This window comes from Microcoleus sp. AT3-D2, assembly GCF_036705715.1.
Taxonomy (GTDB): Bacteria; Cyanobacteriota; Cyanobacteriia; order Cyanobacteriales; family Microcoleaceae; genus Microcoleus.
The window spans coordinates 19,763-45,863 of the sequence record NZ_JAUBVE010000028.1 but is presented as its reverse complement, the minus strand read 5'-3'; the positions used below and the strand labels follow the sequence as shown (position 1 = coordinate 45,863).

Here is a 26,101-nt window from a genome sequence, read left to right as displayed (position 1 = left end):
AAACCCGGTTTCTGGGAGCGGATTAAAATTAGCTGAATTAGACTAAAGCATTTAAAAGTGGTTGTAATTTGAGCTGAATTTCTGCTAGTTCTTTTTCCGGTTCGGAACCTGCCACAATACCATTACCAGCATAGAGTATAGCCCGATCGCCGTCGATTAATGCTGATCGAATCCCGACCGCGAATTCCCCATTGCCACGGGCATCGATCCAGCCGATGGGTGCTGCGTAGAGGGAGCGATCACAGGTTTCGCAGCGGCGAATTTGTTCGAGGGCGATGTCTCTCGGAACGCCTGCTACCGCTGGGGTTGGATGCAGTTGAGCTAAAATCTTTAATAAATGAATATTGGCGGGAATTTGAGCTGTGATTGGTGTCCACAAATGCTGAATGTTTGATAGTTGCAGCAGTCGGGGAGTTGGGGAACAATTGGGGGTTATGCCTAGTTTAGAAAGGTGATGGACTATAAAATCAATCACAACTTGATGTTCTCGAATATCCTTCTCACTCTCTAGCAACCCCTGGGCTAGTTTCGCATCTTCTGCTTCACTTTTTCCCCTCGGTGCTGAACCTGCTAAAGCATCGGTTGATAACTGATTGTTGTGAATGCTAATTAAGCGTTCTGGACTAGCACCGATGAAATTTTGACCTTTGCCGTTACTGGTTGAAAATACATAGCAATCTGGATAACTGAGGCGCAAGTTATTTAAGGAATCTATTAAACTGAAAGGGGTTTTAGAAATTACACTTATGGCTTGGTATAAAACAATTTTACTAAAATATTGAGATTTTATCAATTCTAAAGCCGACTTTACTGATGTTTTAAATTGACTGGCCTCATTGACGGGGATTTGTTTCAAAGATATCGAACTGTCGAACACAGTAGTTAATTTATGGTATTTTCTAGAGGCAATTTTATCAAATGTTTGCCAGATATTTTCGGCGATGATTTTAATGTTTATATCTTTTTCTATGACGGCATTAGCGACGATAATGCAGCTATCTTTCTGTCTGGAAATTTGCCATTTTGGTAAAAATATGGTAGCGGGCGGAAAGTAAGAATTAGCCGCAATGTTCTCATCAAAAAAAGTAAAACTGCAAAAAAAGTGAGGCCCGCTAAATGGCAAGCGTTCCGCACCAATGGTAATTGTATTGGCAAGTGTTGAACGAATAAAATTTTGAGCTAAGGTAAATCGATCGGTTCCTGCTACTGTGAGATGGATTGCCGAATCGAGGGCTGCGATCGCAAAACTTTTGCCGACAATTGGGTTTCTTTTTTCAAAGTAAAAGTGCCGCTGGCAAGGTTCGGAAATCTCTTGCAGTACAGCTAGCGGATCGACGGGGTAAATTTCCTGAGAAATACTAACTATTTTTGTGCGATCTTTTTCGGTTAAAGACTGCTGGCAATTTAACAGAAACTGATGCAGTTGATTGCGGTTTTGCAAGAGATTAGCGCGGTGCGGTATTACTGTCATGAAAGCGAGAATAGCAGATTTGTCAGATAGAGTGTGGGTTTGTCCGGCTAAAACCCCTATTTCGATCTAAGCACGGCAGGGCGATCGCAAAACACGACCTTTCGAGTTTCCCGGAAAGTTTGGGCTCAGCGGGGGGCAAAAAACAGACGATCTTCTTCGTTGGCGTAGCCCCCGTAGGGGCGGACTTCGCCAACGCGCGATCAATCGAAACATTTAGACATAAAACTTTAAGATTGAGCGACTCAATCTCTACTCTCATGCGATCGACCCCGCAGAGGTTTGCAGACGGGCATTATCGGGCGCGCGATCGCCCGCAAAGCCTCTTAAAGGATGCCCCCCGCGCACTCAACCAGATACAGAGTAGAGTTTCTTCACCAATAAAATTGTAAAATTACTACGCTGCTATCAATTGAATCAAGTTTGTGTAATGACAACAAAGTTAATTGAACGTTCAAATAGTAAATTGTGGCTGGCGGCAATCAAGCCGCCTATGTACAGCGTTGCGGTGATTCCTATTTCAGTAGGAACAGCCGTTGCTTTTGCCAAAACTCAAACGATTAATTCGTCAATTTTTTCGACATTTTTAATGTCAGCCATTTTGATTATAGCATGGCTGAATCTCAGCAATGATGTATTTGACTCGGAAACAGGCATCGATAAAAACAAAGCGCATTCTTTAGTTAACTTAACCGGAAATAAAGCTTTAATTTTCGGGCTGGCAAATCTATTTTTAGCGGTCGGAGTGTCTGGAATCTGCGCCATAAGCTGGTGGCAAAAAGACCCAACAGTAATTTTGCTAGTAGTTTTGTGCTGCGCTCTCGGTTACACGTATCAAGGGCCTCCGTTTCGTCTTGGCTATCAGGGTTTGGGAGAAATCATCTGCTTTTTCACTTTTGGGCCGCTAGCCTTCGCCGCTGCTTATTACAGTCAAACTCAAACTTGGTCTGCAACTAATTTTGCGGCTTCGGCAATCGTGGGAATTACTACGAGTATCATCTTATTTTGTTCCCACTTTCATCAAATTGCGGATGATTTGGCGGCGGGCAAAAAATCGCCAATTGTGCGACTCGGTACGAAAAAAGGTGCCCAGTTGTTGCAGTGGTTGTGCGGCAGCGTTTATGCTTTGACTGTGCTATTTGTGCCTTTGGGAATGTTCCCAATTTGGACGTTGTTAATTTTTGGGAGTTTGCCATTTGCGATCGAGCTTTGCCGCCATGTCACAGACTATCACGACCAACCTGCAAAGGTCAGCAACTCTAAGTTTATCGCAGTTACGCTGCATTTTTCGAGCGGATTGCTGCTGGCGTTGGGCTTTGGTTTGTAGATCGGGCGATCGAGAATTACGGTAAAATAGAGGTATGGTTTGCTAAGTTGAGGGAGTTGGTGGAGTTGGGTGACTTCTCAAAATTTTCTTTAATTTAGCAATCCGTACCTCATATTGAATCGTAAAAAATGAGAATCAAAGCATGAGTACGCAAACAGAAATTGGCAAAATTATGAGTTTAGAAGAAATTTTTAGCCTATATCCTGATGAGTGGGTACTCATCGTCAATCCTGAATTAGATGAAGAATTAAACGTGATTCGAGGTGAAGTTTTAGCCCATGCAACAGAACGCGATGAAATTTACAGTAAGCTTTCATTAAGGAAGGGAAAATCTGTCGCAATAGAGTATACTGGCTCGATACCTGATAACATCGCAGTGATGTTGTGACGAAATGGCTAACTTTAATAATTATCAGTTTCACTATTTTTTAAATGGCAACTGTAATCAGCAGACAATTATATTTTTGCATGGATTCACGGGAAACTTTCAAGATTTTAGCAGCGTCATTTCCTTATTTTCTAAAAGTTATTGCTGTCTAGCAGTTGACCTTCCCGGTCATGGAGAAACCAGAGTAATCGGCGACGAAAGTTGCTACAATATGCCAAATACTGCCCAAGCATTAATCGAGTTATTAGATGATTTACAAATAGACAAATGTTTGTTGTTGGGCTATTCAATGGGCGGGCGATTGGCACTTTACATGACATTACATTTTCCCGAAAGATTTGAGAAAGTAGTGTTAGAGTCAGCTTCTCCGGGATTGAAAACAGAAAAAGAGCGATCGCACCGCCGGCAAGCCGATTTACAGCTAGCACAAAAGCTAGAAAATAGCAACATTAAAGATTTTTTATTAAACTGGTACGATCGCCCTTTATTCAAATCTTTAAAAAATTCTCCCAACTTCGACAAACTCATAGAAAGCCGCTTAGCAAACAATCCCTTAGAATTAGCCAAATCCCTCCGCAACATGGGAACGGGCAACCAGCCCTCTCTCTGGGAAAAACTCGCACAAAATCAAATTCCAATCCTCTTGCTAGCGGGAGAATATGATGATAAATTTACAACTATAAATACCGAAATTGCCAAATTGTGTCCGGCCGCTACTCTGGAAATTGTACCAAAAGCTGGTCACAATATCCATTTTGAAAATATTGATAAGTTTGGATCTGTTGTGAGACAATTTTATGATTAACTAAAAAACCAATGCTTTATCAATTCGAGTTTCGCACTTATCAGCGAAAATTTAAGCGTCCACTGCAAACAAGTCACGGTATTTGGGATATTCGCGAAGGAATTATCCTGCGACTTATGGGCGAAAATAATCAAATTGGTTGGGGAGAAATTGCCCCTTTGAGTTGGTTTGATTCCGAAAGTTTTGAGCAAGCTTTAGATTTTTGTCACCAGTTGCCCGGTAATATTTCATCAGAGATGATTTTTGCTATTTCCGCTGAATTGCCGGCTTGTCAATTTGGCTTTGAGTCAGCACTATCAAACTCTAGATCCCCCCTAACCCCCCTTAATAAGGGGGGGACAAGAAATATTCTCAAAGTCCCCCTTATTAAGGGGGATTTAGGGGGATCGAGACTTCGCCTAAAATCGACATTTATTGCGGGTTCAGTCTTAAGCAGTCACGAATGGACAGAGGTTGGGAATGAGGAAGAAAAAAATCGGTTTAGCGGTTTATTGCCAGCAGGTGAAATAGCTTTGCAGGCTTTGCAAGTGCTTTGGTTAGAGGGCTATCGCACGTTTAAATGGAAAATTGGCGTTGCTGCAATTGAGGAAGAATTAAAGATTTTTCAGCAGCTAATCGAAGCAATGCACAATTTGTGCGATCGCGAAAAAGCATTTTTGCGCTTAGATGCCAACGGGGGACTCAGTTACTCGCAGGCTAAAACATGGCTGGAAGCTTGCGACAAGGTAAAAGCAACTGACTTTTCCGCAGACATTGAATTTTTGGAACAGCCGCTGCCCGTAACACAATTTCAGGAAATGGTAGAATTGAATGCTATTTATGGAACTCCGATCGCCCTTGATGAATCTGCAGCCAACCTTGATCGCATCCAAGAGTGCTACAGCCAAGGCTGGCGGGGAATTTTCGTCATTAAACCTGCGATCTGCGGTTCTCCATCCCAACTGCGAAAATTTTGTCAAACTCACAATATAGACGCAGTTTTTTCATCAGTATTTGAAACCAAAATCGGCCGACAAGCAGCATTAAGTTTAGCAAGAGAATTGTCTCCAAATAAGAGAGCACTCGGCTTCGGCACTGATTGCTGGTTCGACGACAATAATTCGATTTTGGATTTTAGATTTTAGATTACTCCCACGACTAAATCAAGCGGGTTAGGTAATTGTTTTGAATCGAGAAACTTGGTGAAAGCATCTATGGCAACAAATCTAACAGTAAATCTCCTGGATATCGCGTCTGGCTTGCCTGATAATTGGCTTATCGGTTGTGACAGTCGCGAATTTGCCCGAATTGTCGATCGGCTATTTCAAGAAATCACCCAAAATCCCGCACAAAAAACACCCCCCAAAATTTGCCTCGCCGAACCAGAACCAGTGCAATTTCTGGCAAGTTTCATCGCCGCCAGCGCCGCCAAATGCCCGATTTTTCTCTGCAATCCCAACTGGGTAAAACCAGAATGGCAACAAGTCTTTGATTTAGTCCAACCCGACTTAATTTGGGGACAATACCCGCTTCCCAACAATCCCCATATCCCAGTCCGCGAAGGCGAACTTCGTTTCTATAACCGCGAATTCTATTCGCCGACTAAAAGCGGTTTTGATACGATTATGATTCCCACCGGCGGTTCTTCAGGAAAAATCCGTTTTGCCATCCACACTTGGGAAACACTAACCGCATCAGTACAAGGTTTTCAACAATATTTTCAAGTTGACAAAATCAACTCGTTCTGCGTTTTGCCATTATACCACGTCAGCGGTTTAATGCAATTCATGCGATCGTTTACGACGGCGGGAAAACTGGCAATTGGGTCGTTCAAAGCACTGGAAGCAGGCGAAAAGTGCGATATTGAACCAGAAGAATTTTTCATTTCTTTAGTTCCAACTCAACTGCAACGGCTGCTGCAAAACCCAGATACAGCTAATTGGCTGGGACGGTTTCGGGCCGTACTTTTGGGTGGTGCTCCCGCTTGGCCGGAACTTTTAGAAACAGCTAGAAACTATCAAATCAAATTAGCGCCCAGTTATGGCATGACCGAAACTGCCTCGCAAATTGCTACACTAAAACCCCAAGATTTTCTCGCGGGCAATAACAGTTCTGGTCAAACTTTACCCCATGCTAAAATAACTATTCGCAGTGCAAAAGGCGATATTTTGTGCTATAATAAAATTGGAAATATTGCGGTAAATGCTAAATCTTTGGCGTTGGGTTATTATCCGGAAAATTTTGGCGAGCGCGAATATTTCCAATTAGACGATGTGGGATTTTTTGATAAAAATAACTGCTTAAATATCGTCGGACGCAGCAGCGACAAAATTATTACAGGCGGAGAAAATGTATTTCCGGCGGAAGTTGAAGCCGTTGTGCGATCGACTAATTTAGTGGCGGATGTTGCTGTAATTGGCTTGCCAGACAAAGATTGGGGTCAAGTCGTTACGGCTATCTACGTTCCCGCTAATTCCGAAGTTACTGTCAAAAATCTGCAAGTGGCAATAGAAGATAAGTTGAGCAAGTTTAAGCGGCCGAAATATTGGGTAATCGTCGAACAATTGCCGCGCAATTCTCAAGGCAAAGTCAATCGAGAACAATTGCAAAAAATTGCGCTCGAATATCAATAATTATTAGGCGATCGCAATCAATGCAGAAGGCAGAATTTATCATGCTTATTTCCGACTCCTGACAACAGCCAACAGTCAACAGTCAACAGTCAACAGCCAACAATCAACAGCCAACAGTCAACTGACTAATTACGACAAACTTAATAGCCTTCTCGTCCTCTCCGCTTCTTGTCTTTGAAAATCCACAAACTTCAACATTCGGTAAAGTACCTCTATTTGGGGCAACTTAATACCTGCTTGCTGCGCCACCTGTATCGGATTACCAAAAATCGCCTCAACTTCCAGGGGCCGCGATTCATCATAATCGATTTTCATGCTCGTGCGGTAAGGCTTCATCTTCTGAGTGTATTCGAGCATATGTGGGATAAAGTCATCGGGAATAATGCGATCGCAACTTTTGGCTCCCGCTACCACTTCCCCCATGATTTCCTTAACTAAAATTAGAGTATCGGGATTAGCCATCAGTTCGTCAGTTCTCGCATCCAACACTACAGACAGCCCGTTATACGGAATATTCCAAACCAGCTTTTTCCACCTTGACAATAGCAAATCTTCGCTCATTTTAATAGGAATATGAGCACGTTTAAAGTCCTTAGCAATTTGGTGCAATCTATCAGTAATACCAATTGCTTTGTAGTCCTGGGCATATTCTCCCAGGGTGATAGTGCCGTAATCTAGGTGGCAGATGTGACCGGGCCCAACTTTATAAGAGCAGAGAAAACACAGCCCGCCAACCACTCGTTCTGCACCAACAATTTTAGCTACTTCCGGTTCGACATTCAATCCGTTTTGCAATACTAAAACCGCGCCGTTATCCTTTAATAAAGGAGGCAAAATTTGGGGCAAAAAGTGATTTTGAGTTGTTTTCAGCGCTACAATTACTACGTCGCACTTAGGCATTTTATGCGTGTTATGGTAAGCGCGGACGTGGGGGAGGGTGAAGTCGCCTTCGGGAGACTCGACAATCAAACCGTGTTTTTTGACCTGATCGTAATCGCTGCGTAGCAAAAAATTGACTTCTAAACCTGCTTGTTGCAGTCTAGCACCGTAGAATCCGCCTAAAGCTCCCGTGCCCACAATGGCATAATTGCGATTTGACATACTATCAAAAAGTCAGAAATAATATCAACAAAACAGAAATTTAACTGTCATACCCTGCTATTATTTAAAGATAGAGCTAATCACAGATCTCAACTCTCAAATTTTCTCATCCACTCCATCAAGTCTTCCGATAGCTGTTTTCGAGTTCGGCTAACTGCATCAATGCAAACGTGCTTAGTCAGAGCTTTAGCAGCGCTTCTTCCTGCAACTTCCTCAGAAAATACTTGATAGGCAATTTCAAATTCATCGCCAGTAACTTGTTTGGGTGTCAATTGAATCGTCAGCCGATCGCCCGCAAACATTGGGCGATAAAAATCTACACTAGCATGAATTATGGGAAAGGCAACCTCGGGATTGCTGAAAAATGCTTTGAGATTAATTCCCGATGCTGCTAGAGATGCCTCGTAAGCTTCGTGGCACATCGCCAAAACGTTAGCAAAGTAAACGACTCCAGCAGCATCGGTATCTTGAAAGTGAACAGTGCGGGTGTAAGTGAAAGGCATTTGAGGTAGTAACGGCGATCGCAAATTTGATCGCAATTTTACCAACCATCATATCGGTAAAACCGCACTTTTGGAGAAGTTGTCAGCTAAGTAAGTAGGCGCTAATTTTTTATATTGTAAAATTCGCCCTCCTCACCCCTCCCCCTGATTTCTTAACCTTTGTTCTTAATCAACATCACGTCTATAATCTTGAGGGCAATATCTTCAGAAATCCCCAATGCACTGTAAAGATCGTTCAAAAGTTGTTCTTCTTCTTCTGAAACCTCGCCATCTGCTAAAGCGATATCAGTTGTCACAGCAAAAACTGTTTCTTTAAGTTCGTCGGGAAGCGTTGCCAAAGCAGCATTAAACAGTACCTCCACTCCTTGCCGTTGCATAATCATCAGCAGGCGATCGAGCATTTTTCTCATCACGTCATCAGGATAACTGCGGAACAGTTGCATCCGAGATAGCGTCATGCTAATCGCTTTACTTTCGCTGTCATTGATGTAACCGTCGGCTGCTACGGCAATTAGCGCGATCGCCGCAAATGCTTCGGCAGGCCCTAACGTTACGTCCGTTTCTTGGCGAGTCTGCGATACTTTATCAAATAAACCCATGATATTTTCCTCGTTATTTAGTGGTCGATTTATGGAGTCAGGATGGGTTCTGGCTCTGGAGGTTTCTTTGGGAATTTTGATAATTATATCAAATTTTGTTAGTTATTTATTATCAATAAAATTATGAAAAACTTAAGAATTTTTCTTTCGCCCTTTGGCGCTGTAATGGCGGGTTTATTCAGATCCTGAATTGCCTTTCCATAGGTCAAGTGAAACCCGCCCTCCCAGCGCAGACGATCTACTTGTGAAAAATGGCTAAATCTGCTTTCAGGAAATCAACAAACTGCCGCGCAGTCCTGCCCGATCGCCCATTGCGACGAGTTGCCCATTCTTTAGCGCGGTGTTCCAAATCCTCAGCAGCGAGTTTAATTCCAGCGAGTTCTGCCAGATGTCGGACAATTGTTAAATAAGTGTTTTGATCGGCCGGTTCAAAAGTTAAAGTCAAGCCAAAACGATCGCTAAAGGAAAGTTTTTCCTGCACAGTATCCCAAGCGTGAACTTCGTCTCCATCGCGGGGGCGGGGCCTGTCGTCAAAAAACTCTCGAATTAAATGCCTGCGGTTAGATGTTGCGTAAACTACCACATTTTGAGAGCGAGCAGTGACATTTCCTTCCAAAACAACTTTCAGAGCTTTAAAAGCATCGTCATCTTCCTCAAAGGAAAGGTCGTCCACAAAAATAATAAACTTTTGAGGAACTCCCCGCAACTGCTCGACAATTAGCGGCAAATCTTGCAAATCCGATTTAGATACTTCAATCAAGCGCAGATTGCGAGAGCCAAATTCATTTAACAGCGACTTCACCAAAGAAGACTTACCCGAACCGCGGCTGCCGTACAGCAAGACGTGCAAAGCCGGATAACCTGCCAGCAAAAACTCCGTATTTTTCACCAGAGCATCCCGTTGCCAATCGCAGCAAACCAACTCTTTTAAAGTTATGCGATCGGGATGGGAAATACTCGCCAACTGCCCTTCCCGCCACGCAAAAGCGCGATATTCGGCAAACAAACCCGTGCCAAACTGTCGGTAATAAGCTGCCAAAGATTCCGTAGCGCTCGACCATTTTTCCAGTTTTCCGTGCAGTGGCAAATCGCCATTTTCTTTGACACTTTCTGAATGCCAAATCGGAGGCACTGCGTCAAGTTGACCCGCTACCCGCACCCACTTGCTCAACTGTTCGCTGCTGCATTCGTAAATATTTTGCAGCACTTCTAAATCATGTCGGGCGGCCTCCACCAAAGCGGGGGGCAAACTTGCAAAATCTGTTTGCTGAGCTCGGCGAGAAAAGGGGTTTTCGTCTTTGAGAATTTCGGAAATCAGAGAATCTTTCCAGCTTAAATTTTTAGCAGCCTGAACTTGGAACCAGTTCCCGTAAGCTACCTGACATTCCAAACCGCTGACTTCGCTGTGGTGAAGGGCTTGCAGCAAATCGATAAAAGCTTGACCTGCGGGGCTTTTGAGAACTGATTGATACAGCAGCAGGGATGCTGCTTGGCGCTGGAGGTAACGGATTTGGGCGATCGCACCAGAAGTTAGGGCTGACATAATGGCAATTGTATAACAGTTAGATATCCTGACTGGGTTTAATAAATTTTCTAACAATTTGTGACCGGAATTGCAGGTCTCGCTGTATAAATTTAGATGCACTTGTGAAATCTGGAGGATTAAAAATGAATTTAGGGACAGCAGCGGCGATCGGCTACGGCATTTTAACACTGGTTGGCGGCATCATGGGTTATATCAAGGCCAAAAGCCAAGCCTCGCTCATTTCGGGCTTGATTAGCGGTTCCCTCCTAATTTTTGCCGGCACCGCCCAGCTTATGGGACAAAGTTGGGGTTTAACATTAGCAGCAGCCATCTCCGCTGTTTTAGTAATAGTCTTTATTGTGCGCCTTGTTAAAACTCAAAAATTCATGCCTGCCGGAATGCTAATTTTAGCTAGCTTAGCGTCTTTGGGCGCGATCGTTTACGAAATCAGCGGTCAATATCAATAATCTGTTGACTGTTGACTGTTGACTGTTGACTGTTTTTAGTGGTCAGTGGTTATTTGTTAATTGTTAGTTGTTCGTTCTAATAACCAATAACCAATAACCAATAACTACTAACCAATAACCAATAAACAATAACCAGTGACCAATAACTAATGACTAATGACTAATGACTAATAACTAATGACCAATAACCAATAACTACTAACCAATAACCAATAACCAATAACCAGTGACCAATAACTAATGACTAATGACTAATGACTAATGACCAATAACTAATGACTAATGACTAATGACTAATGACTAATGACTAATGACTAATGACTAATAACTAACCACTAATGATTGATGACTGCATCAATATACTGCTGAACTTCCCTGAGTTGCTGCCGCTGGCCTTCGATCCAATCTTTTTCCGCCGCTCGCTGTTCCGGCGTCTCTTGCTGATACCGCGCCTGCTTCTCTAAAAAATTATTGTAGAATTTAATCGCTTTTTCAACTGTTTGAATTGCCAGTTTCATGCGCTCCTCGAAAATTGCTAAAATTACCTTTTCCAGGATTGACCCAATCACTTGACAGGAATCTTCAAAATCGACCAAACTGATTCCCATCTTGCTTTTATGAACCAGAGTTTCTACAGGTTCTTTCAGCGTTTCTTTAAAACTCTTCATATAAGAATCCGGCAAATATTTCAGTGGCTCCGTAAACTTCGATACAATCTCCCCGCCTATGGATTGTAGTCGCTCTCTAAATTTCGACTGACTGTTTAGGTCGAAGCATTCAATACAAAATTCAATTTTTTCTATATCAATAGATTGTAATTCTTTAAAAATTAAACTCAGTTCATTCTCCATAATTAAAATCACTCGCTCTGCCTGGGAATCCACTTCATTCCGCAACTCTTTGTGCAAATTATCTTTTTCAAAAAAACCAATAGTATCTCTTTGAAAGACTTGAGGGTTTTTATCCCACAAAAACCACTGATTTTTTAACTTGGTCGCCTTGTCGCTCCAAGATTTGCGAACTTTAATAACAGCATCATATTTGCCCTGTTTTCCTAAACAGCGAATTCTCACATCGCATCCGCTTAGTTCGCCAATTTGCTCCCAGACATCAACAGGAGATGCTCCAGCAATTCTCGGCTTGCTATTCCAGACATCCTCAGCGTGAGATACATCTTTGAAACATACCTGAAGTAGCCCCTTGAGTCTGATGGCAGATTGCTTAATTTCGTCAATACAAGGTTCCACATCTAAACTGAGTTGGGTAGCTGACTGTTTAATCTCCACGGATTGATATTCGTCGGCCAACAATCGATCGCTAAACAGGGTAATAGCCTGGAATGCCTTGAGATACTCATTCATTTCCTTTCATCCCTCGTTTCCCTAAACAGCATACAATACAGAACATCTGCTTTTTTGAATGGAAACTGAGCCACAACATGGATTATATATTCACCCCTGCAACTCAGGCGCGACTCAATAGTGGCAACCTAGTACAGCCTGCTGCCAAAACAGGAAAATTGCTTCCGGCAGCTAGAAATCCGGTGACAGGGGAGTTTGTGGAGATCGCAAAAATTTTTTATCAATCAAGAAGTGAAACTCTATCCTCGCGCGGAGTTATAGGATTGCTCGCACAGTTAGCCGGAGGTGGCCCCATACAGCCGCTGGTAGCTCCCGTGTACGTGACACTGGCGCCGTTGCAGGTGGCTCAAACTCATCAGGGGTTTCAAAAAATATACAGAATGCTTAACTGTCTGAAAATTAATTTGGCAGTGATGCAAGCGACTGCTGCTGTCATTGGTATGGGCGCTGTATCGAGCACAGTTTTGTCAGCAGTAAACCTCAACCAAGTATTAAAAATCCGAGAAGAGGCCAAGCACCAGAAGCTAAAAATTAAAGACGGATTTATCGATCTCAGACACATCCTCAAAGATAGGGGAGTAGAGGTGATCCAGCAGATTTTTAAGGTGGCTCACGACTCTAGTTTTGAAATGCACCGCCAGAAACTGGTTAACGGTTATGAGATTTTTTCTAAAGCTATCAAACGCTGTCAGTCAGCCCTGACAGTGCCCGATCTTAAACTTCGGAATTCCGAAATTAATAGCGGGCGGGATATGTTATTTGAGGCTTTAAAAATTTATGATAATTCTAGTTTGTTGGAGGGGCTGTGTTCTGCCGGACAGCTCAGGCAAATGGAATGTGTTTGGGCGATCGAGCAGGCGATCGGGGTCACGTTTCACTTGCAGCGAGCCTACGATATGGTGAGCGATCGCCTGCTGGAACTCCAATCAAAAATTCGTCAAGATATTCTAACTGTTGTTAAAGGATGTCAATCGGCACCAGAACTAGATTTTTTATTTCCCGAAGTTACTAGGATTCTCGGTCATGATTTAAGTGTAATAGAATTTTGGCAAAATGAGGTTGATTGGATGCAAAGTTTGTCTCCAAAAGAGCAGCACCAGTTAGCTAGTTTAGATAAACTCACCGGCGAGAGTTTAAAAAGCAGGGTGTACACTACATTCGAGGTATTAGCTGCGGAACCTTCACTTTATGAAAGTTTAAAGCAAAAGTCTCACTTTCTATCCTTGCGCGACCAGCTAACCTTCGCTGTGTCGCCGGAAATCCGCCGGAGATACGAATTTTATGTCAGCCAGCAGGCGATCGCTACTGGTTATCAAGGTTTAGCTGCCTCGAATTGGCAAGAAATATCCGATTTAACTGTCGCTAACCTCTACCACTTTTTTCAAATTCGAGAGAACTCAACTGAAAATTATCCAACCGAGGACGAATTAGAAACGCCTTATTGGCACTTTCCCCCAAGCTTAAAAAACGAGCTGAATTATACCAATTAAATGACCAATGACTAATGGATACTGTTGACTGTTGACTGTTGACTGTTGACTGACTTCTTCAGTCGTAGACACAACTTTTCAATTGTTACACTATCTGTAGTAGTAAGGTGTGCACTGCCCACCCTACAAGTATAGTCTGTGCGTCAAGGACTATTTTTCCTTCTTCCTTCTTCCTTCTGATTACCTCAACCACAACTTAATAGTATTGTCTTTAGAACCGCTAGCAATGGTTCTGCCATCAGGACTAAAAGTTACCACATAAACCTCATCGGAATGTCCAGTCAAAGTATTCAGCAATTCTCCGGTAGCAAAATCCCAAACTTTAATAGTTTTATCTTTGCTCCCGCTGGCAATAAACTTCCCGTCCGGGCTGATAGCAACCGAGACAATATCGTCCGAATGTCCATTGATAGAGCGAATTAAATCTCCTGTTTCGATATTCCAGATTTTAATACTTTCATCGTAGGAACCGCTCACAATTGTCTTGCCGTCCGGGCTAACAGCAACCGACCTCACCGCGTCGCCGTGTCCCTCAATAGTTTTGAGCAACGCCCCTGTTGCGACATCCACAACTGTAATTTTTTTATCCTTAGAAGCGCTAACCAAACTTTTTCCATCTGGAGTGAAAGCAACAGAATAAACAAAATCTGTATGGTCTGGAAAACTCTGAATCAAACGGCCAGTTGTTGCATCCGAAATCTTTGTGGTTTTGTCTCCGCTACCGCTAGCGACAAGCTGTCCGTCGGGGCTAAGAGCGACAGACCAAACAGAAGCAGTGTGGTCGAGACTGCGAATCACTTGCCCTGTTTTCAAATCCCACAGCATGACTCGCCAAAAACCGGTTCCAGTCGCCAGTTTCGTACCGTTTGAGTCAAAAGCAACCGACCAAATAGTGGAGGAATCTCCTGGAAAAGTGCGGATCGACTTGCCTGTAGCTAAATCCCAAATTTGGATGGTTTTGTCTTTAGAACCGCTGGCTAACATTAAGCCGTCTGGACTGAAAGCAACAGACCCAACGGCATCTGAATGCTGAGCGAAATTTTTGACTTTGGCGTTCTTCCACCGCAAACCTGCTTGGCACTGTTCTTGTAACTCCTGAGCGGACGAATAGGTGCTGGAAGTGTTGGCAATTGTTGGTATTTGGCTGATGCAGTCTTCATAATTGCTGGCTTTATAGAGACCTGCAATTTGATTGAGCTGTTGGGATTCTTTTTGGACTAGCTGCTGCCATTCTTGCCATTTGAGATATCCGTAAATTCCGCCGATCGCAGCTAATATAGCCGCCATTGTTGCCCCGGCAAGATAAGGATTGAATTTGCGAGTTTCTTTGGGGACAAGTGCTGCTGGGCTGGCGATCCTCTCCGTTGGCGTAGCCCCCGTAGGGGCGGGCTGCGCTAACGAGAAATCGGTTTTTCCGTTCAGATTTAGCTGCGGGGATACCGCCGGACTTGCCTGCACTTCGAGGTGAGGGGCGCTACTCGCTGGTGGCGGATTGGGGTTGCGGTGTCCCTCTAAAACTGTGGATATCGCCTTGTACAATTTAGCAAATAAAGATTTAGGAATGACTAATTCTTCGATTTTCGCGGCATCTTCGTCGGTAAGCCCTAAAACTTGCTGCAAGCGTTTTAATTCGTCGCGAGTTTCCAGAGAAAAGGGATATTCTTGCTGCATTGCTTCTTGCAGTGATTGTTCGTAGCGTTCGCCTTTTTCCCTATATTTCCGGTAAGGGTTCAATACCTCATCTTCGATCGCCTCTGCTTCTTCTGGCAGCAATTCCAAACTGACGCGCAGTTCATCTAATATTCTACGACCGACGACGGTAATATCACCCCGGCTGCTGCTGCGCCGATCGACTTCTTCGCGATATATTGTCAGCTTGGGAATCCGCGCCCGCGAGCGATCGCCAATTTTCCTCAAATCGGCTAAAGCTTCCGCCGCCGACTGGTACCTCTCCCGAAAATCGTAGCGCACCATATTGTCTAAAACATCGGCCAGCGCTTGGGAACACGTGGCTAAATGCCGCCAAACAATTTCACCTTTATTAGAATTTTTCAAATCCCGCAGTTTCGGCAAATCGTAAGCCGGCAAACCCGTCATGGCTTGGATGCCAATCATTCCCAAAGCGTAGATATCGCTGTTGAGTTGCGGGTTGTATTGAAATTGTTCGATCGGCATATATTCCAGAGTGCCAATCCGCACCGTTACCGGCGCTTGTCTTTGAGCGATGTGAATTTCTTTCACCGAGCCAAAGTCAATCAAAACTAACTTGTTGTCGGAATAGCGGCGAATTAAATTAGCCGGTTTAATATCTCGGTGAATTACGCCCTGTCCGTGTACAAATACTAAAATTTCTAACAGTTCCTTCAGCAAAGGAATCATTTTTTCTTCAGTTAGAGGCTTGCCCGGTACAATCTCGGTTGATAGCGAGTGACCAGCAACAAAGGATTCAACTAAGAAAAATTCTTCATTTTCTTCAAAATAAGCGAATAGCTGAGGAATTTGGTCATGCTGACCGAGCTTTTCTAGAACCTCTGCTTCTTTTTGAAAAAGACGGCGCGTAGTATTAATTAATTTTGGTTCGGTAGTACCGGGACGCAGGTGCTTGACAAAGCACTGCGGTTCTCCAGGACGGCGAATATCTTTGGCAAGATAGGTTTGCCCAAATTCTCCTGTTTCTATGACTTCAATGATTTGATAGCGTCCATCTAAAAGTTGGCTCACCATGATAATAACGCAGCCTTTTTTTGGTTGATTTTCGCAAGAAACAGTTGCACTGTTGAGTCAGTTGTATAGCCTTTTTCAGGTAAATTAGGTGTTCCTGGGCATTGGCAAAACAGGACATTGGGCATTGGCAAAACAGGGAATTGGGTATTCGTAATAGTTGTTTCTTTCCTTCTTCTTTCTTTACTTCTTCTTTCTTTCCTTCTTCCGACTTCCATCGGACTTCTTCCCTCTTCCTTCTTTCCTTCTGACTTCTGACTTCTGACTTCTGACTGAGATATTGCACCATTCTCAATTACTTGTTTAGGAACAGGCAAGATGCCTGTTCCACAAGAAAACTCATTCTTTGTGGAACGGGCATCTTGCCCGTTCTTGACAATGGTGCAACATCTGTGTTCTGACATACTTTATTTTTTCAACATCTGCAAAGCTTGATATCCCAAAAAGAAAAAACCCAAAGCGCCGAGTACCGCTATCGTGTTCGCAAACACATCGACTGTAATAAATTCGCCCATTGCAATCTCCTCTGACAACTGATATCTATCCTCGGCTTTTCGGTCGCTGTCTGGGTGAGGGGTCTTGCCCCTCGCTGCGGGCGAGCCGAAAGATGCTCACAAATTATAGCAAAAGAGGCGGTCAATCGATTTTAGATTTTAGATTTTAGATTTTAGATTGAAGAAAGCGACCCCACGGATGAATCCGGGGGCTTGTATCCTGGATGCTTTTGGTCAAAATAACTTTTCGGGCGATCGACTAGCTTTTTGTTTTAATATTTTTTAATATTTAGGGAGACAAATCGTGTACTGAAGTTTTGAGGTCAGTTCGCTTTGATATTGTTAACCCTGCTAATTTTTTCTCTGATTGTAAGTAGAGCTTACACTAAGAACTTGCGCCGATCGGTCAAAAATGCGCCTCGAACCGACAGAATTTTCCCCAGGCCCTCACCGGAACCGGCCGCGTAGTTTCCTAAAGTTTCGGTAATCGTACCAGCATACAACGAGGCAGAGAATATTCGGGATGGCGCGATCGCTATTTTGAAGAATACACCGCTGTCTGTGGACAACTTAGAGGTTTTAATTGTAGACGATCGCTCGACAGAGGACACGTTAGCGATCGGGCAAACCCTGCAACAGCATCTCAACGACCCCTGGCTTAAAATATTAGCAGGTCAATCGATTTTAGATTTTAGATTTTAGATTTTAGAGGTGACACCACGGATAAATGCGGGGGCTTGAGGATTTTCGATTTGAGATTTTGGATTGATTCCACGGATAAATCACGTGGCGGGTACCATCAAGAAATTATTGGTCAACCGCGACCCACCAACCACTTACCTGGTTAACTATTTGTTTATCACTAATCGTAATTTGGCAGCATTACACTTTGCGCCACTTGGGTGCCTAGATTTATGAATGCCCTACAAAATACTGTGGTTGGGAGGTTTGGGATGTGCGTTAGTGGCGGCGATTGCGATCGGTTCTGCGATTAAAACCGAAATTGGTTGGGGATGGACTTGGCGCGGTAGAACTTTGCAAATTAAGAGTTAATTAAGGCTTACGCATGGGGTTCCAGAAACCTGTTTTTTTTGCGATTCTCAATAACCCTTTTATGGGCGGGCAGGATGCCCAACCCCTACTCCCCACAATAAAACTCACTCTTTGTGGAACAGGCCGCAAAGCCGGGTCTTGAGAATGGTGTAAGATATTTTATACTTCCGCATACACAAAAGCAGGTACGCGCTTGTAAGCAGGCGTACCAGATCGCTTTTCAATTTCCGGGTGAAAAATCACATTAACTTCAGGATAAAACATCAAAGCAGCACCCTCACGAACCGCCCCGTAAATCACCTCGACATTTTCCATTTTCCCCACATTTCCCTGCACCGTAACCCGTTGATGTTCATGCAAACCAGTGCTTTCTGCATCCGCACGATTCATCAAAATGCAGTTGCGGTGCGGCATTCCCCGGTATTTGTCATCAATTTTGTAAACCACAGTATTATGCTGAGAATAGCTGCGTCCCGTCATCAATGCCACTACAATACCCTGTGTTGATTCCGATACTCCAAACTCTTTCGCTTCCGGTAATTTCAGTTTAGGTAAAGGCGTCACAAACATCTTCGCTTTCCCCGACTCGGTAGGAAATTTAGGTTCTGTAAAAATGCGACCGCTGATGGTAAATTCCTCTTGTGTTTCATCAATTGTCGCCATCTTTTCATAGCCAGGAATAGTTTTAGCAATCAATTGCCGGACGTATTTTGTGTCTTGAAGTCGGCGCCAATCCACAGGGAAATCGCCGTGAATTCTGCTGGCTAATTCTGTCAAAAAATAAACTTCAGGAATCAAATCCGAATTCTGGAGATGAGTTTCGCCCTCATCATTTAAACGCACAAAGTTATTCCCAGATTCCACCGTTGTTTTGTGGGGGTTTTCAAAGCGATTCAGCACCGGAATCACAATTGTATTGTGCTTTGCCAATCCGTGAAAATGCCCTAAATTCGGTTTGGTTGCGAGGTATATAACGGTTTCAACATTGCTTAAAGCGCGTTTTGCCTGAGTTAAATCTGGATTTGCCCCATACAAGTTGCCGCCCAGACATATCAGCGTATCGACTTTGCCTGCATCTGCTGCTTCAATAAGCGATCGAGTTTCGTAACCCTTAACAGGACTGAGGGGACGATTTAATAACTTTTCTAAAGCTTGTTGAATTTCTTTTTTCAGCTTCACAGTGACGCCCATAGAGCCGAATCCTTGGACGTTTGAGTGTCCTCTGACGGGCATTAATCCTGCACCTTCTTTGCCGACATTTCCTGTCATTAAGGCAGTATTTGCAATGCTGAAAACGTTATCTACACCGTTACCGTGTTGGGTAATTCCCATCGCCCAACCGAATACAACCCGCTGGGATGTGCCGATAATTTTGGCGGCTGCCTCAATTTCTGCTTGGGAAACTCCGCAGGTTTTAGTAATAGTTTCCCAAGCGGTTTCGCGGGCGTGCTGTACTACTGATTCCCAACCTTCTGTATGAGCTTGCAAATAGCTTTCGTCCAGCAAACCTTGTTCGATTATAGACTTTTGAATTCCCACAAATAGGGCTGTATCGCTGCCCGGAATTGGTTGCAAGTATAGCGAGGAAATATCGGAACCGGGGATGAGCGACTTGACGGGAAATGCGGGAGAACCAAACTTGACCAAGCCGATTTCCATCACCGGATTGATTACAATTATTTTACCGCCTTTGTCGCGAATTTTAATCAATTCGTTCATCAAACGGGGATGGTTGTAGGAAGAATTGCTGCCCGCGAGTACGACGCAATCTGCTTCCTTCAAGTTTTCTAGACTCACTAACGAGGTGCGGGTGGCAAACATTTCGCTTAACCCGACTGTCGAGGGAGCGTGGCAGAGATCTGAACAATCTGCTAAGTTATTGGAACCCATCGCCCGCATCATCAATTGCAGCAGAAAAGCGGCTTCGTTGGAAGAGCGACCAGAACTGTAAGATGCCACTCGTTCGGGGGTTTTGCGAAAGGCAGCTTCGGCAATTTGATAAACTTCTTCCCAAGAAATACGATCGTAATGAGAGGAACCAGCCCGCAAAATCATCGGAAAACTCAGCCTTCCCAACCTATCGGCTTCCATTGAAGTTAATTGCTGAAGTTGTGCAATACTCTGCTGTTCAAAAAATTGAGTTGAGATAGCCGGCTTGATTTCAGCGGAGATTGCTTCGACGCTTTTCATGCACCGCTGAAGTTTTTCGCCTTCTTCATTTGTAAAACCTCCTTTCTGCCCACCAGTACCCCAAGAACAGGACAAACAAGCACTTTTGTGCAGCAAAGTTTTCCAAAGTTTTGGGCCTTCCGGGGACAATGTATGTTTTGCCCAATATTCTATTACGGGCAAACCGCCACCTATCTCTGGTGTTTCCTCGTTTGTCTCGTTGAATGGCGGGATTGGTTGGATATTTTGAGAATTGACATCCATGTGGTTTACCTTTTGTTTGAATTGCGGATTAGTTGAAGAAAGGCAGCCGGATCACAAGGCATTCGGCAGAATGAAATAAAAATTTTGAAGGCAAGAATTTTGTTGTTTTTCAAAGCGATTTTTTTGAGCGCACTGTACAATACAATTCTGCCGCAGACCGACTTACTTCTATTGACTCGGCGGGGAACCGCCAGAGGAGTTAAATTTATTACTCGAATTTTACCGCAAATTTACAACAGAAAAAACTACTCAACAGATAGATGTTTTAATCTCTATTCAAGAATAGGTTCGCAGTAAGGACTTTAATCTTCATTCACAGGCAGAGAGAAAACTGAAGTCCTCACTACAAATAGGGTTTACTTCTTCTTATTTAATGCTTGCTTCCCAAACCCAAGACACAGCAGTCGATCGCCCTCAGCAACATTCGGGTCATTCTGCAAATAATCTCCCAACCACTCGCAACTCCGAGCAATGATTTTATTCAGTTCCAAATTCTCCACAGGCCACAGAATTACAGTTTTATCGCTGCTAGCAAAAGCCAGAGTTTTGCTGTCCGAACTAAAAGTAACGCTCAACACGCGATCGCTCGACTCCAAAGTCTTCGATAGCAACGCCTTCTTGCCGTCAAAATTCCACAGCTTAACAGTATTTCCTCCACTCGCCGCCGCAATTAATTTGCCGTCTGGACTAAAACTCACGCTTTCTACAGTATCGCTGTGGTCGAGTTTTTCAGTTAAATTTGCCACCTTTCCATCAAACCCCCACAAGTAAACTTTTTTGTCAGCGCAAGCAGCAGCAATAGTCTTACCGTCTGGACTGAAACTAACATTTTTAACGCTGTCTGGGTGGTCGAGAGTTTTCAGAATTTTCGCCGACGAACCGTTAAATTGCCACAGGTAAACTCTCTTTTCTCCGGTAATTTCAAAAGCCTTTTTCTTCCCGCTTGCCTTGTCCTCAGCAGCGGTAGCAGTAGCAATAGTTTTGCCGTCGGGACTGAAGCTAACGCTAATTACTGGATTGCTATGATCGAGTTTTGCAAACAAAGTTGCTTTAGAACCGTTCCAGCGCCAGAGGTACAATTTGCGATCGGCACTTGCGGCAGCAATTATCTTTCCGTCGGGACTAAAACTTACGCTTCTGACAATGCCGCTGTGGCTGAGAGTATCTAACAGTTTGCCGTTTAAACTCCAGACTTTCACGGTTTTGTCATCGCTGCCCGAAGCAACAGTTTTATCATCAGGCGAAATGCTGACCCAGGTAACAGAATCCTTGTGACCTTCTAAGATTCTGAGTAAACTGCCGTCAGCCCGCCAAAGTCTCACTGTTTTGTCGCCACTAGCAGAGGCAATTGTTTTGCTGTCAGCGCTAAAACTGACTTTGTAAACCCAGTCTCCGTGTCCCAATAAAATCTTATTCAGCGGAGTGCTGTCCGGTTTCCAAATTTTCACTATTTTGTCCTTACTTGCGGAAGCAATAGTGCCGTCACCGCTGAAAGTTACGGATCTTACGTCGTCTTGATGTCCTCGAAAAGTGTTGAGCAAAGTGCCGCTGCGACTCCAAACTTTCACCGTATCGTCTGCACTGCCGGTGACGATTTGTTTGCCATCGCGACTGAAACTCGCGCTGACAACTTCATCGTTGTGTCCTTTGAGAGTTCTGATTTCCTCACCGTTTCGGTTCCAAATTTTGGCTGTGGTGTCGGCACTTGCCGAGACGAGTTCTCGACTGTTTGGACTGAACTTAATGCTGTAAACAATGTCAGAATGTTTGGTTAATGTTTTGGGATTAATTCTAAATTTCTGCGTTTTACTTTCTCGGTTCCAAAGTTTGACAGTTTTGTCAACACTTGCGGAGGCAATTGTTTGGCCGTCGGGACTGAAACTGACGCCGAGTACCCAGTCTTTGTGTCCGGTTAAGGTTTGCAGCAGTTGTTTGTTCGCAAGGTTCCAGATTTTGACGGTGTTGTCGTGACTAGCGGAAGCTAGGGTTTTGCCGTCGGGACTGAAACTGACGCTGGTGACGATATCGCGGTGGCCGGATAAAATGCCAATCGCACTTTTGTCGCTATCTACTTGCCAAATTCTAATTGTGCGATCGGCACAACCAGTAGCGATCGTTTTCCCATCAGGACTAAAACTAACACTCGTCACGCTATCTGGGTGATTAAAAGTTTTTAATAACTTACCTTCTTTGCTCCACAATTTAACAGTTTTGTCAGCACTTGCCGAAGCAACTGAATTGCCGTCGGGACTGACACTCACATCCAAAACAAACTTGCTGTGCTGCTCGAAACGGTTGCGTTCTTGCACCCCCGAAACTGCTTGCCTGAGTCTTTCTGCAATTTGAGTTTTAGTCTCCACAGGCAGCGCTGTACTTTTCAGAGAATCACGACCAATTTTGATACTATTTCCCAACACTCCTAATTGGTTTTTTTCATTAGAAATAACCAAAGCTTCCGACGCCGAATTCAGGGCATCAGTGCGACTTTTTTCTGCTTCTTGCCGTGCGCTTTCTGCTAATTTTGCTTGCTCGAATGCCATCCCCGAAACACCTGCGAGTACAAGCACTCCTACAACCGCGGCCCGCAATTGCCATCTCCGAGTGTGGTAAAGTTGAGCTTCCGCTTGATACTGTTTGTCTCTAGCTTCCGACAGCAAAGCATCTTGCTCTCTGTCTTTGCGGATTTGTTCAATTTCATCTCGGTTAATTTGATTTTGCTTTCGCAGTTCCTCAAATTCTGCCTTTTTATCTAATTCTTGCTGCTGGCGAATGAAGCTAACTAAATAATCGTGAACGAGCTGATAAAGCTCAGCAGGCAGTTCCGTCCACCGAAAAACTAAACCAGAGTTTACTAACAGTTCTAATACTAAATCTAATTTGTCAGCTTCAGCAAATGTAGCTAAATTTGAGGCTAATTCTGCGCGGGTTTTTAGGGGACGAATCTCCTCTTCATCTGTGAGCAAATACAATACTCTGCGTGCAGCTACTTCATTTTCCGGACCGCAATCTTTGATGACTTCTTCGAGAAACCTTTCTACTAATTTTTGTTTGGGATTGTTGCCTAGTTCCTGATATTGACTTAAAGTTCTAATGTTCTCTTGTTGCAGTTGAGCGCCGACAAGTTGTAGTTCGATCGGGCGAACTTCTCCCAATTCTCCAGCTAAATTTTTGACTAATTCTTCGATCAGCTCCGGTTCTAAGTAAAACTGCGCTCGCTCAGTTAAAGTGCGAATTACCGATCGCGCATCGACCAGCGAAAAATTTCCCAAATAAAACAGAATGTTTTTGCTGAGAATGTCGTCCAAAATATCATTGTTAACGAATCCTGTCGGGTTTTTGGGTCGGGAAAATTCCAGCAAATAGTGCAGGTAATCTTCCCGCAAACACAGGACGACTTTTAAGTATTTGATTTTCAAGCATTGCCGCAAAAAATCAAAAAATATTTGTCTTTCCGCTGGCTCTTTCCACACGAAAAAAAATTCTTCAAATTGGTCAAATATCAGAACAGTCACTAAATGCTCTGAGTTTCTTTGCAGCTCCTTGATAATGTTTTCGTATTCGATCGCCTGTTGTTGTATGATTAATTCTACTGGCTGTGACTGCTCCCTTTGCTCCTCATTTTTCGCAGCCGAGCCACAGTGCAATCCTGAAATAAAATTTTCCTCACCTGCGCCTGCTTCTACGGTCAAATCTACCGGAGCAGTTTCTGGTACTGTTTCGGCAATTTCCGGATCGAATATTTCAGCTTTCTCAGCAGATAACTGTCGGGTCAATTCCCGCGGCCAGTTGTTATAAACTTGCAGCACTACGGGCAAAACAGTCCGCATTTCTATTTTTTTTTGTTTGAGAGCTGGTACTAATCCTCCCGTGACTATTGAACTTTTGCCAACTCCAGACTGACCGTAAATTACTGTCAGTTTGTCGGGGGTATTGTTCATCCTATATATCAAGCGGTTGAGGTCTTGCTCTCTGCCGGAAGCTGTAATTTCGTCAGCAATAGTAGCAGCGCCGGCAAGAGTTTCGGCGACGGAATTAACCGCTTCTCTGTGCGGCTGCAACTTTCCGGCCCCAATAAAAGCTCGGAACCGATACGTGTGTTCCACCGATCGATAATCTTGCTTAATTTGAAATGCTTCGAGATATTCTCCCCGCTGAAAATAGAGCGATCGCAGCATTTCTAAAACCCGCAAATACAGTTGCGGGTTGTAGCAAGGTTCGGTTTCCGAGCGAGCAAGCTCTAAATGCGCGATCGCCTCCTGCACCTCACCCAAATGACTCTGGGCCTCTGCTAAAATTAACAGATACAAGCCTAGATGCTGCGACTTTACAGGGGTTCCCTGTCCCGTCGCTTCTAAATTTGATTTGAGAACGTCTAGAGCGATTAAAGCCCATTCTTTCGCCCCTTGCCAGTTCTTTTGCTCTAAGGCTACTCTAGCCAAAAAGCCGTAATCTTGAGCCAAATTAACTGCTGAATTTTTCATATTTTCATGTAACCTCCGAGCTTTGATAGCTAAATTCCAGAGTGCATCCCAATCGTCTAAATGCTGCAATACTTCGCCAAGTTGATTGATGAATATACCAACGGCATCCGGCCGCCCCGCGCGTTCTAAAACATCAATACATTCCTGAAAATAATTCTTAGCTTCCGTCCAGTAAGGGCGGTTGCCGTTGCGGTGTTGTTCTGCTTGGAAGCGGTAGCAAAGACCGATGTGGAATAGCAGAATTCCCTCTAACACCGGTGCTGGGTGAACAGTAAATAACAAATTGCTAAATTCTGTTTTTTGTCCAATAAATGATACTTGATGCTTCCAAAAGCTGAGGCTTTTTTGATACAATTCAATAGCCGCAGGGATGCGGTGACAAGCATATTCGTGCCGCCCGCGAATAAATTGCAAACTCGCTTCAATAGCTGGTTCTAATCTGATATTGCAAGTTTGCAAGTCTTGGCTAGCCGACTCTAGTTCACTCAAAGAATTGGCTCCGAGAATGGCAGAATTAGTTAAACGCCAATTGCCACTTTCTAAAATGTTGGAAAAAATGCGATCGGCACTTTTGCCCAGGAAATCCACCAAGTCGTCGGGGCCAATCACAAATTCAACAGTGGTTGTCCAAGTCTCGATATCTGTTACTAACCGAATCAGTTTTTTTAAAATTTTGTCTGTCACCCACAGCACCACCGGAAAGGGAAAATTATTCCGAAATTCTTCCCTCACGTAGTTGGTAGAAGTCAACAGTCGATCGATCGCACTTACCGATTCCAATCCAAACACCATTAAAGCTGACGGGTGGCTGCAGGAAACTTTGGTTTCTATAGTCGTGTAAAGAGTTTTAACCGATGGCGGGAGGACAATTTCTCGAATCTCGATCCCAGACTCTTCCCGCAATTGCCGTGCCGTTTGCTCTCTCATCGCACTGTAATTGCACCGTACCAAAATCAGCGAAAATTGCCCCTGAGACATTCTCAGAGTCCGGGTGAGAGTTTGCAGCGAACTTTTGTTTTGCTGGGCTGCGGTGTCTTGCTGGCAGTGCGAATTAATCATAATTAATATTTGAAAAAGTTTCTCAGGATAGGTGCTGTCAACTGCCGAAAAAAGGAAGTTCGGCAACGGATTATTTAACGGATGTAACGGATGGCAGTTCGGCAACGGATTATTTAACGGATGTAACGGATGTAACGGATATAACGGATGTAACGGATGGAAGGAATCGACCGCAGGGGGAAAGTGCAATTAAGAACTTCCTAACCGTTGTGGC

19 protein-coding genes are annotated in these 26,101 nt (G+C 43.9%); 9 read left to right on the top strand and 10 right to left on the bottom strand.

The genetic code is table 11. From position 1 onward, the window contains the following. Positions 1 to 37: 37 nt before the first annotated feature. Positions 38 to 1,471, bottom strand: a complete 1,434-nt coding sequence (locus QUB44_RS14450) for an isochorismate synthase (protein ID WP_333368472.1) — start codon at positions 1,469 to 1,471, stop codon at positions 38 to 40. A 427-nt stretch (positions 1,472 to 1,898) separates the two neighbouring features. Here QUB44_RS14450 and menA point away from each other — a divergent pair, with 427 nt between their 5' ends. The 5 genes from menA (at position 1,899) to QUB44_RS14425 (ending at position 6,600) form a co-directional block, all read left to right on the top strand. Then, the gene (gene menA / locus QUB44_RS14445) at positions 1,899 to 2,795 is read left to right on the top strand and encodes a 2-carboxy-1,4-naphthoquinone phytyltransferase (RefSeq protein WP_333368469.1); all 897 of its coding nucleotides are present in this window, start codon (positions 1,899 to 1,901) and stop codon (positions 2,793 to 2,795) included. 142 nt (positions 2,796 to 2,937) lie between these two features. Continuing rightward, the gene (locus tag QUB44_RS14440) at positions 2,938 to 3,183 is read left to right on the top strand and encodes a hypothetical protein (RefSeq protein WP_333338398.1); all 246 of its coding nucleotides are present in this window, start codon (positions 2,938 to 2,940) and stop codon (positions 3,181 to 3,183) included. Positions 3,184 to 3,187: 4 nt separating this feature from the next. Beyond that, a complete protein-coding gene (gene menH, locus QUB44_RS14435) occupies positions 3,188 to 3,988 on the top strand; it encodes a 2-succinyl-6-hydroxy-2,4-cyclohexadiene-1-carboxylate synthase (protein ID WP_333368465.1) in 801 nt (266 codons plus the stop codon). Between the two features lie 11 nt (positions 3,989 to 3,999). Further along, complete coding sequence (locus QUB44_RS14430) at positions 4,000 to 5,112, top strand: o-succinylbenzoate synthase (RefSeq protein WP_333368462.1); 1,113 nt, start codon at positions 4,000 to 4,002, stop codon at positions 5,110 to 5,112. 69 nt (positions 5,113 to 5,181) lie between these two features. Beyond that, complete coding sequence (locus QUB44_RS14425) at positions 5,182 to 6,600, top strand: 2-succinylbenzoate--CoA ligase (protein ID WP_333368459.1); 1,419 nt, start codon at positions 5,182 to 5,184, stop codon at positions 6,598 to 6,600. 129 nt (positions 6,601 to 6,729) lie between these two features. Here QUB44_RS14425 and QUB44_RS14420 read toward each other — a convergent pair whose 3' ends face one another. The 4 genes from QUB44_RS14420 to QUB44_RS14405 all read right to left on the bottom strand — a co-directional run bounded on the left by QUB44_RS14420 (position 6,730) and on the right by QUB44_RS14405 (position 10,346). Next, complete coding sequence (locus tag QUB44_RS14420; RefSeq protein ID WP_333368456.1) at positions 6,730 to 7,701, bottom strand: putative 2-dehydropantoate 2-reductase; 972 nt, start codon at positions 7,699 to 7,701, stop codon at positions 6,730 to 6,732. An 89-nt stretch (positions 7,702 to 7,790) separates the two neighbouring features. Beyond that, on the bottom strand, positions 7,791 to 8,204 hold the full coding sequence (locus tag QUB44_RS14415) for a thioesterase family protein (RefSeq protein WP_333368517.1): 414 nt from the start codon (positions 8,202 to 8,204) through the stop codon (positions 7,791 to 7,793). 152 nt (positions 8,205 to 8,356) lie between these two features. Beyond that, entirely contained in the window at positions 8,357 to 8,803 is a 447-nt protein-coding gene (locus QUB44_RS14410) for a tellurite resistance TerB family protein (protein ID WP_333165287.1), read from the bottom strand. 238 nt (positions 8,804 to 9,041) lie between these two features. After that, positions 9,042 to 10,346, bottom strand: a complete 1,305-nt coding sequence (locus QUB44_RS14405) for an ATP-binding protein (protein WP_333368453.1) — start codon at positions 10,344 to 10,346, stop codon at positions 9,042 to 9,044. A gap of 125 nt (positions 10,347 to 10,471) precedes the next feature. Between QUB44_RS14405 and QUB44_RS14400 the strand changes: the two genes are divergently transcribed. After that, positions 10,472 to 10,795 (top strand): TMEM14 family protein, encoded by a 324-nt coding sequence (locus QUB44_RS14400; RefSeq protein WP_190735279.1) that lies wholly within the window; start codon positions 10,472 to 10,474, stop codon positions 10,793 to 10,795. 335 nt (positions 10,796 to 11,130) lie between these two features. On the opposite strand, the gene QUB44_RS14395 is transcribed toward QUB44_RS14400, so the two are convergent. Continuing rightward, positions 11,131 to 12,156 carry a hypothetical protein gene (locus tag QUB44_RS14395; RefSeq protein ID WP_333368449.1) on the bottom strand — a complete coding sequence of 342 codons (1,026 nt, stop codon included), beginning with the start codon at positions 12,154 to 12,156 and terminating at the stop codon, positions 11,131 to 11,133. A gap of 77 nt (positions 12,157 to 12,233) precedes the next feature. On the opposite strand from QUB44_RS14395, the gene QUB44_RS14390 reads away from it, so the two are divergent. Next, positions 12,234 to 13,646, top strand: coding sequence for a hypothetical protein (locus QUB44_RS14390; RefSeq protein ID WP_333368445.1), 1,413 nt, complete (start codon positions 12,234 to 12,236; stop codon positions 13,644 to 13,646). 180 nt (positions 13,647 to 13,826) lie between these two features. Here the strand turns inward: QUB44_RS14390 and QUB44_RS14385 are convergent, their stop codons facing one another. Both QUB44_RS14385 and QUB44_RS14380 read right to left on the bottom strand, forming a co-directional pair. Then, on the bottom strand, positions 13,827 to 16,370 hold the full coding sequence (locus tag QUB44_RS14385; RefSeq protein WP_333368441.1) for a protein kinase domain-containing protein: 2,544 nt from the start codon (positions 16,368 to 16,370) through the stop codon (positions 13,827 to 13,829). Further along, positions 16,364 to 16,771, bottom strand: a complete 408-nt coding sequence (locus QUB44_RS14380; RefSeq protein ID WP_333368438.1) for a hypothetical protein — start codon at positions 16,769 to 16,771, stop codon at positions 16,364 to 16,366. The genes QUB44_RS14385 and QUB44_RS14380 overlap by 7 nt, the downstream gene beginning before the upstream one ends. Before the next feature lie 576 nt (positions 16,772 to 17,347). Between QUB44_RS14380 and QUB44_RS14375 the strand changes: the two genes are divergently transcribed. Further along, positions 17,348 to 17,563, top strand: coding sequence for a glycosyltransferase (locus QUB44_RS14375; RefSeq protein ID WP_333368514.1), 216 nt, complete (start codon positions 17,348 to 17,350; stop codon positions 17,561 to 17,563). A gap of 216 nt (positions 17,564 to 17,779) precedes the next feature. Then, positions 17,780 to 17,914, top strand: a complete 135-nt coding sequence (locus QUB44_RS14370) for a hypothetical protein (protein ID WP_333368435.1) — start codon at positions 17,780 to 17,782, stop codon at positions 17,912 to 17,914. 159 nt (positions 17,915 to 18,073) lie between these two features. Here QUB44_RS14370 and QUB44_RS14365 read toward each other — a convergent pair whose 3' ends face one another. Together QUB44_RS14365 and QUB44_RS14360 are read right to left on the bottom strand one after the other, a co-directional pair. Continuing rightward, positions 18,074 to 20,347 (bottom strand): FdhF/YdeP family oxidoreductase, encoded by a 2,274-nt coding sequence (locus QUB44_RS14365; RefSeq protein ID WP_333368432.1) that lies wholly within the window; start codon positions 20,345 to 20,347, stop codon positions 18,074 to 18,076. Between the two features lie 356 nt (positions 20,348 to 20,703). Continuing rightward, entirely contained in the window at positions 20,704 to 25,887 is a 5,184-nt protein-coding gene (locus QUB44_RS14360; protein ID WP_333368429.1) for an nSTAND1 domain-containing NTPase, read from the bottom strand. Between the last annotated feature and the right edge of the window lie 214 nt (positions 25,888 to 26,101).

Coding starts and splice junctions, on each gene's coding strand:
- QUB44_RS14450 (WP_333368472.1), bottom strand. CDS start 1,471: ATGACAGTAATACCGCACCGCGCTAATCTCTTGCAAAACCGCAATCAA.
- menA (WP_333368469.1), top strand. CDS start 1,899: ATGACAACAAAGTTAATTGAACGTTCAAATAGTAAATTGTGGCTGGCG.
- QUB44_RS14440 (WP_333338398.1), top strand. CDS start 2,938: ATGAGTACGCAAACAGAAATTGGCAAAATTATGAGTTTAGAAGAAATT.
- menH (WP_333368465.1), top strand. CDS start 3,188: ATGGCTAACTTTAATAATTATCAGTTTCACTATTTTTTAAATGGCAAC.
- QUB44_RS14430 (WP_333368462.1), top strand. CDS start 4,000: ATGCTTTATCAATTCGAGTTTCGCACTTATCAGCGAAAATTTAAGCGT.
- QUB44_RS14425 (WP_333368459.1), top strand. CDS start 5,182: ATGGCAACAAATCTAACAGTAAATCTCCTGGATATCGCGTCTGGCTTG.
- QUB44_RS14420 (WP_333368456.1), bottom strand. CDS start 7,701: ATGTCAAATCGCAATTATGCCATTGTGGGCACGGGAGCTTTAGGCGGA.
- QUB44_RS14415 (WP_333368517.1), bottom strand. CDS start 8,204: ATGCCTTTCACTTACACCCGCACTGTTCACTTTCAAGATACCGATGCT.
- QUB44_RS14410 (WP_333165287.1), bottom strand. CDS start 8,803: ATGGGTTTATTTGATAAAGTATCGCAGACTCGCCAAGAAACGGACGTA.
- QUB44_RS14405 (WP_333368453.1), bottom strand. CDS start 10,346: ATGTCAGCCCTAACTTCTGGTGCGATCGCCCAAATCCGTTACCTCCAG.
- QUB44_RS14400 (WP_190735279.1), top strand. CDS start 10,472: ATGAATTTAGGGACAGCAGCGGCGATCGGCTACGGCATTTTAACACTG.
- QUB44_RS14395 (WP_333368449.1), bottom strand. CDS start 12,156: ATGAATGAGTATCTCAAGGCATTCCAGGCTATTACCCTGTTTAGCGAT.
- QUB44_RS14390 (WP_333368445.1), top strand. CDS start 12,234: ATGGATTATATATTCACCCCTGCAACTCAGGCGCGACTCAATAGTGGC.
- QUB44_RS14385 (WP_333368441.1), bottom strand. CDS start 16,370: ATGGTGAGCCAACTTTTAGATGGACGCTATCAAATCATTGAAGTCATA.
- QUB44_RS14380 (WP_333368438.1), bottom strand. CDS start 16,771: ATGTCAGAACACAGATGTTGCACCATTGTCAAGAACGGGCAAGATGCC.
- QUB44_RS14370 (WP_333368435.1), top strand. CDS start 17,780: ATGCCCTACAAAATACTGTGGTTGGGAGGTTTGGGATGTGCGTTAGTG.
- QUB44_RS14365 (WP_333368432.1), bottom strand. CDS start 20,347: ATGGATGTCAATTCTCAAAATATCCAACCAATCCCGCCATTCAACGAG.
- QUB44_RS14360 (WP_333368429.1), bottom strand. CDS start 25,887: ATGATTAATTCGCACTGCCAGCAAGACACCGCAGCCCAGCAAAACAAA.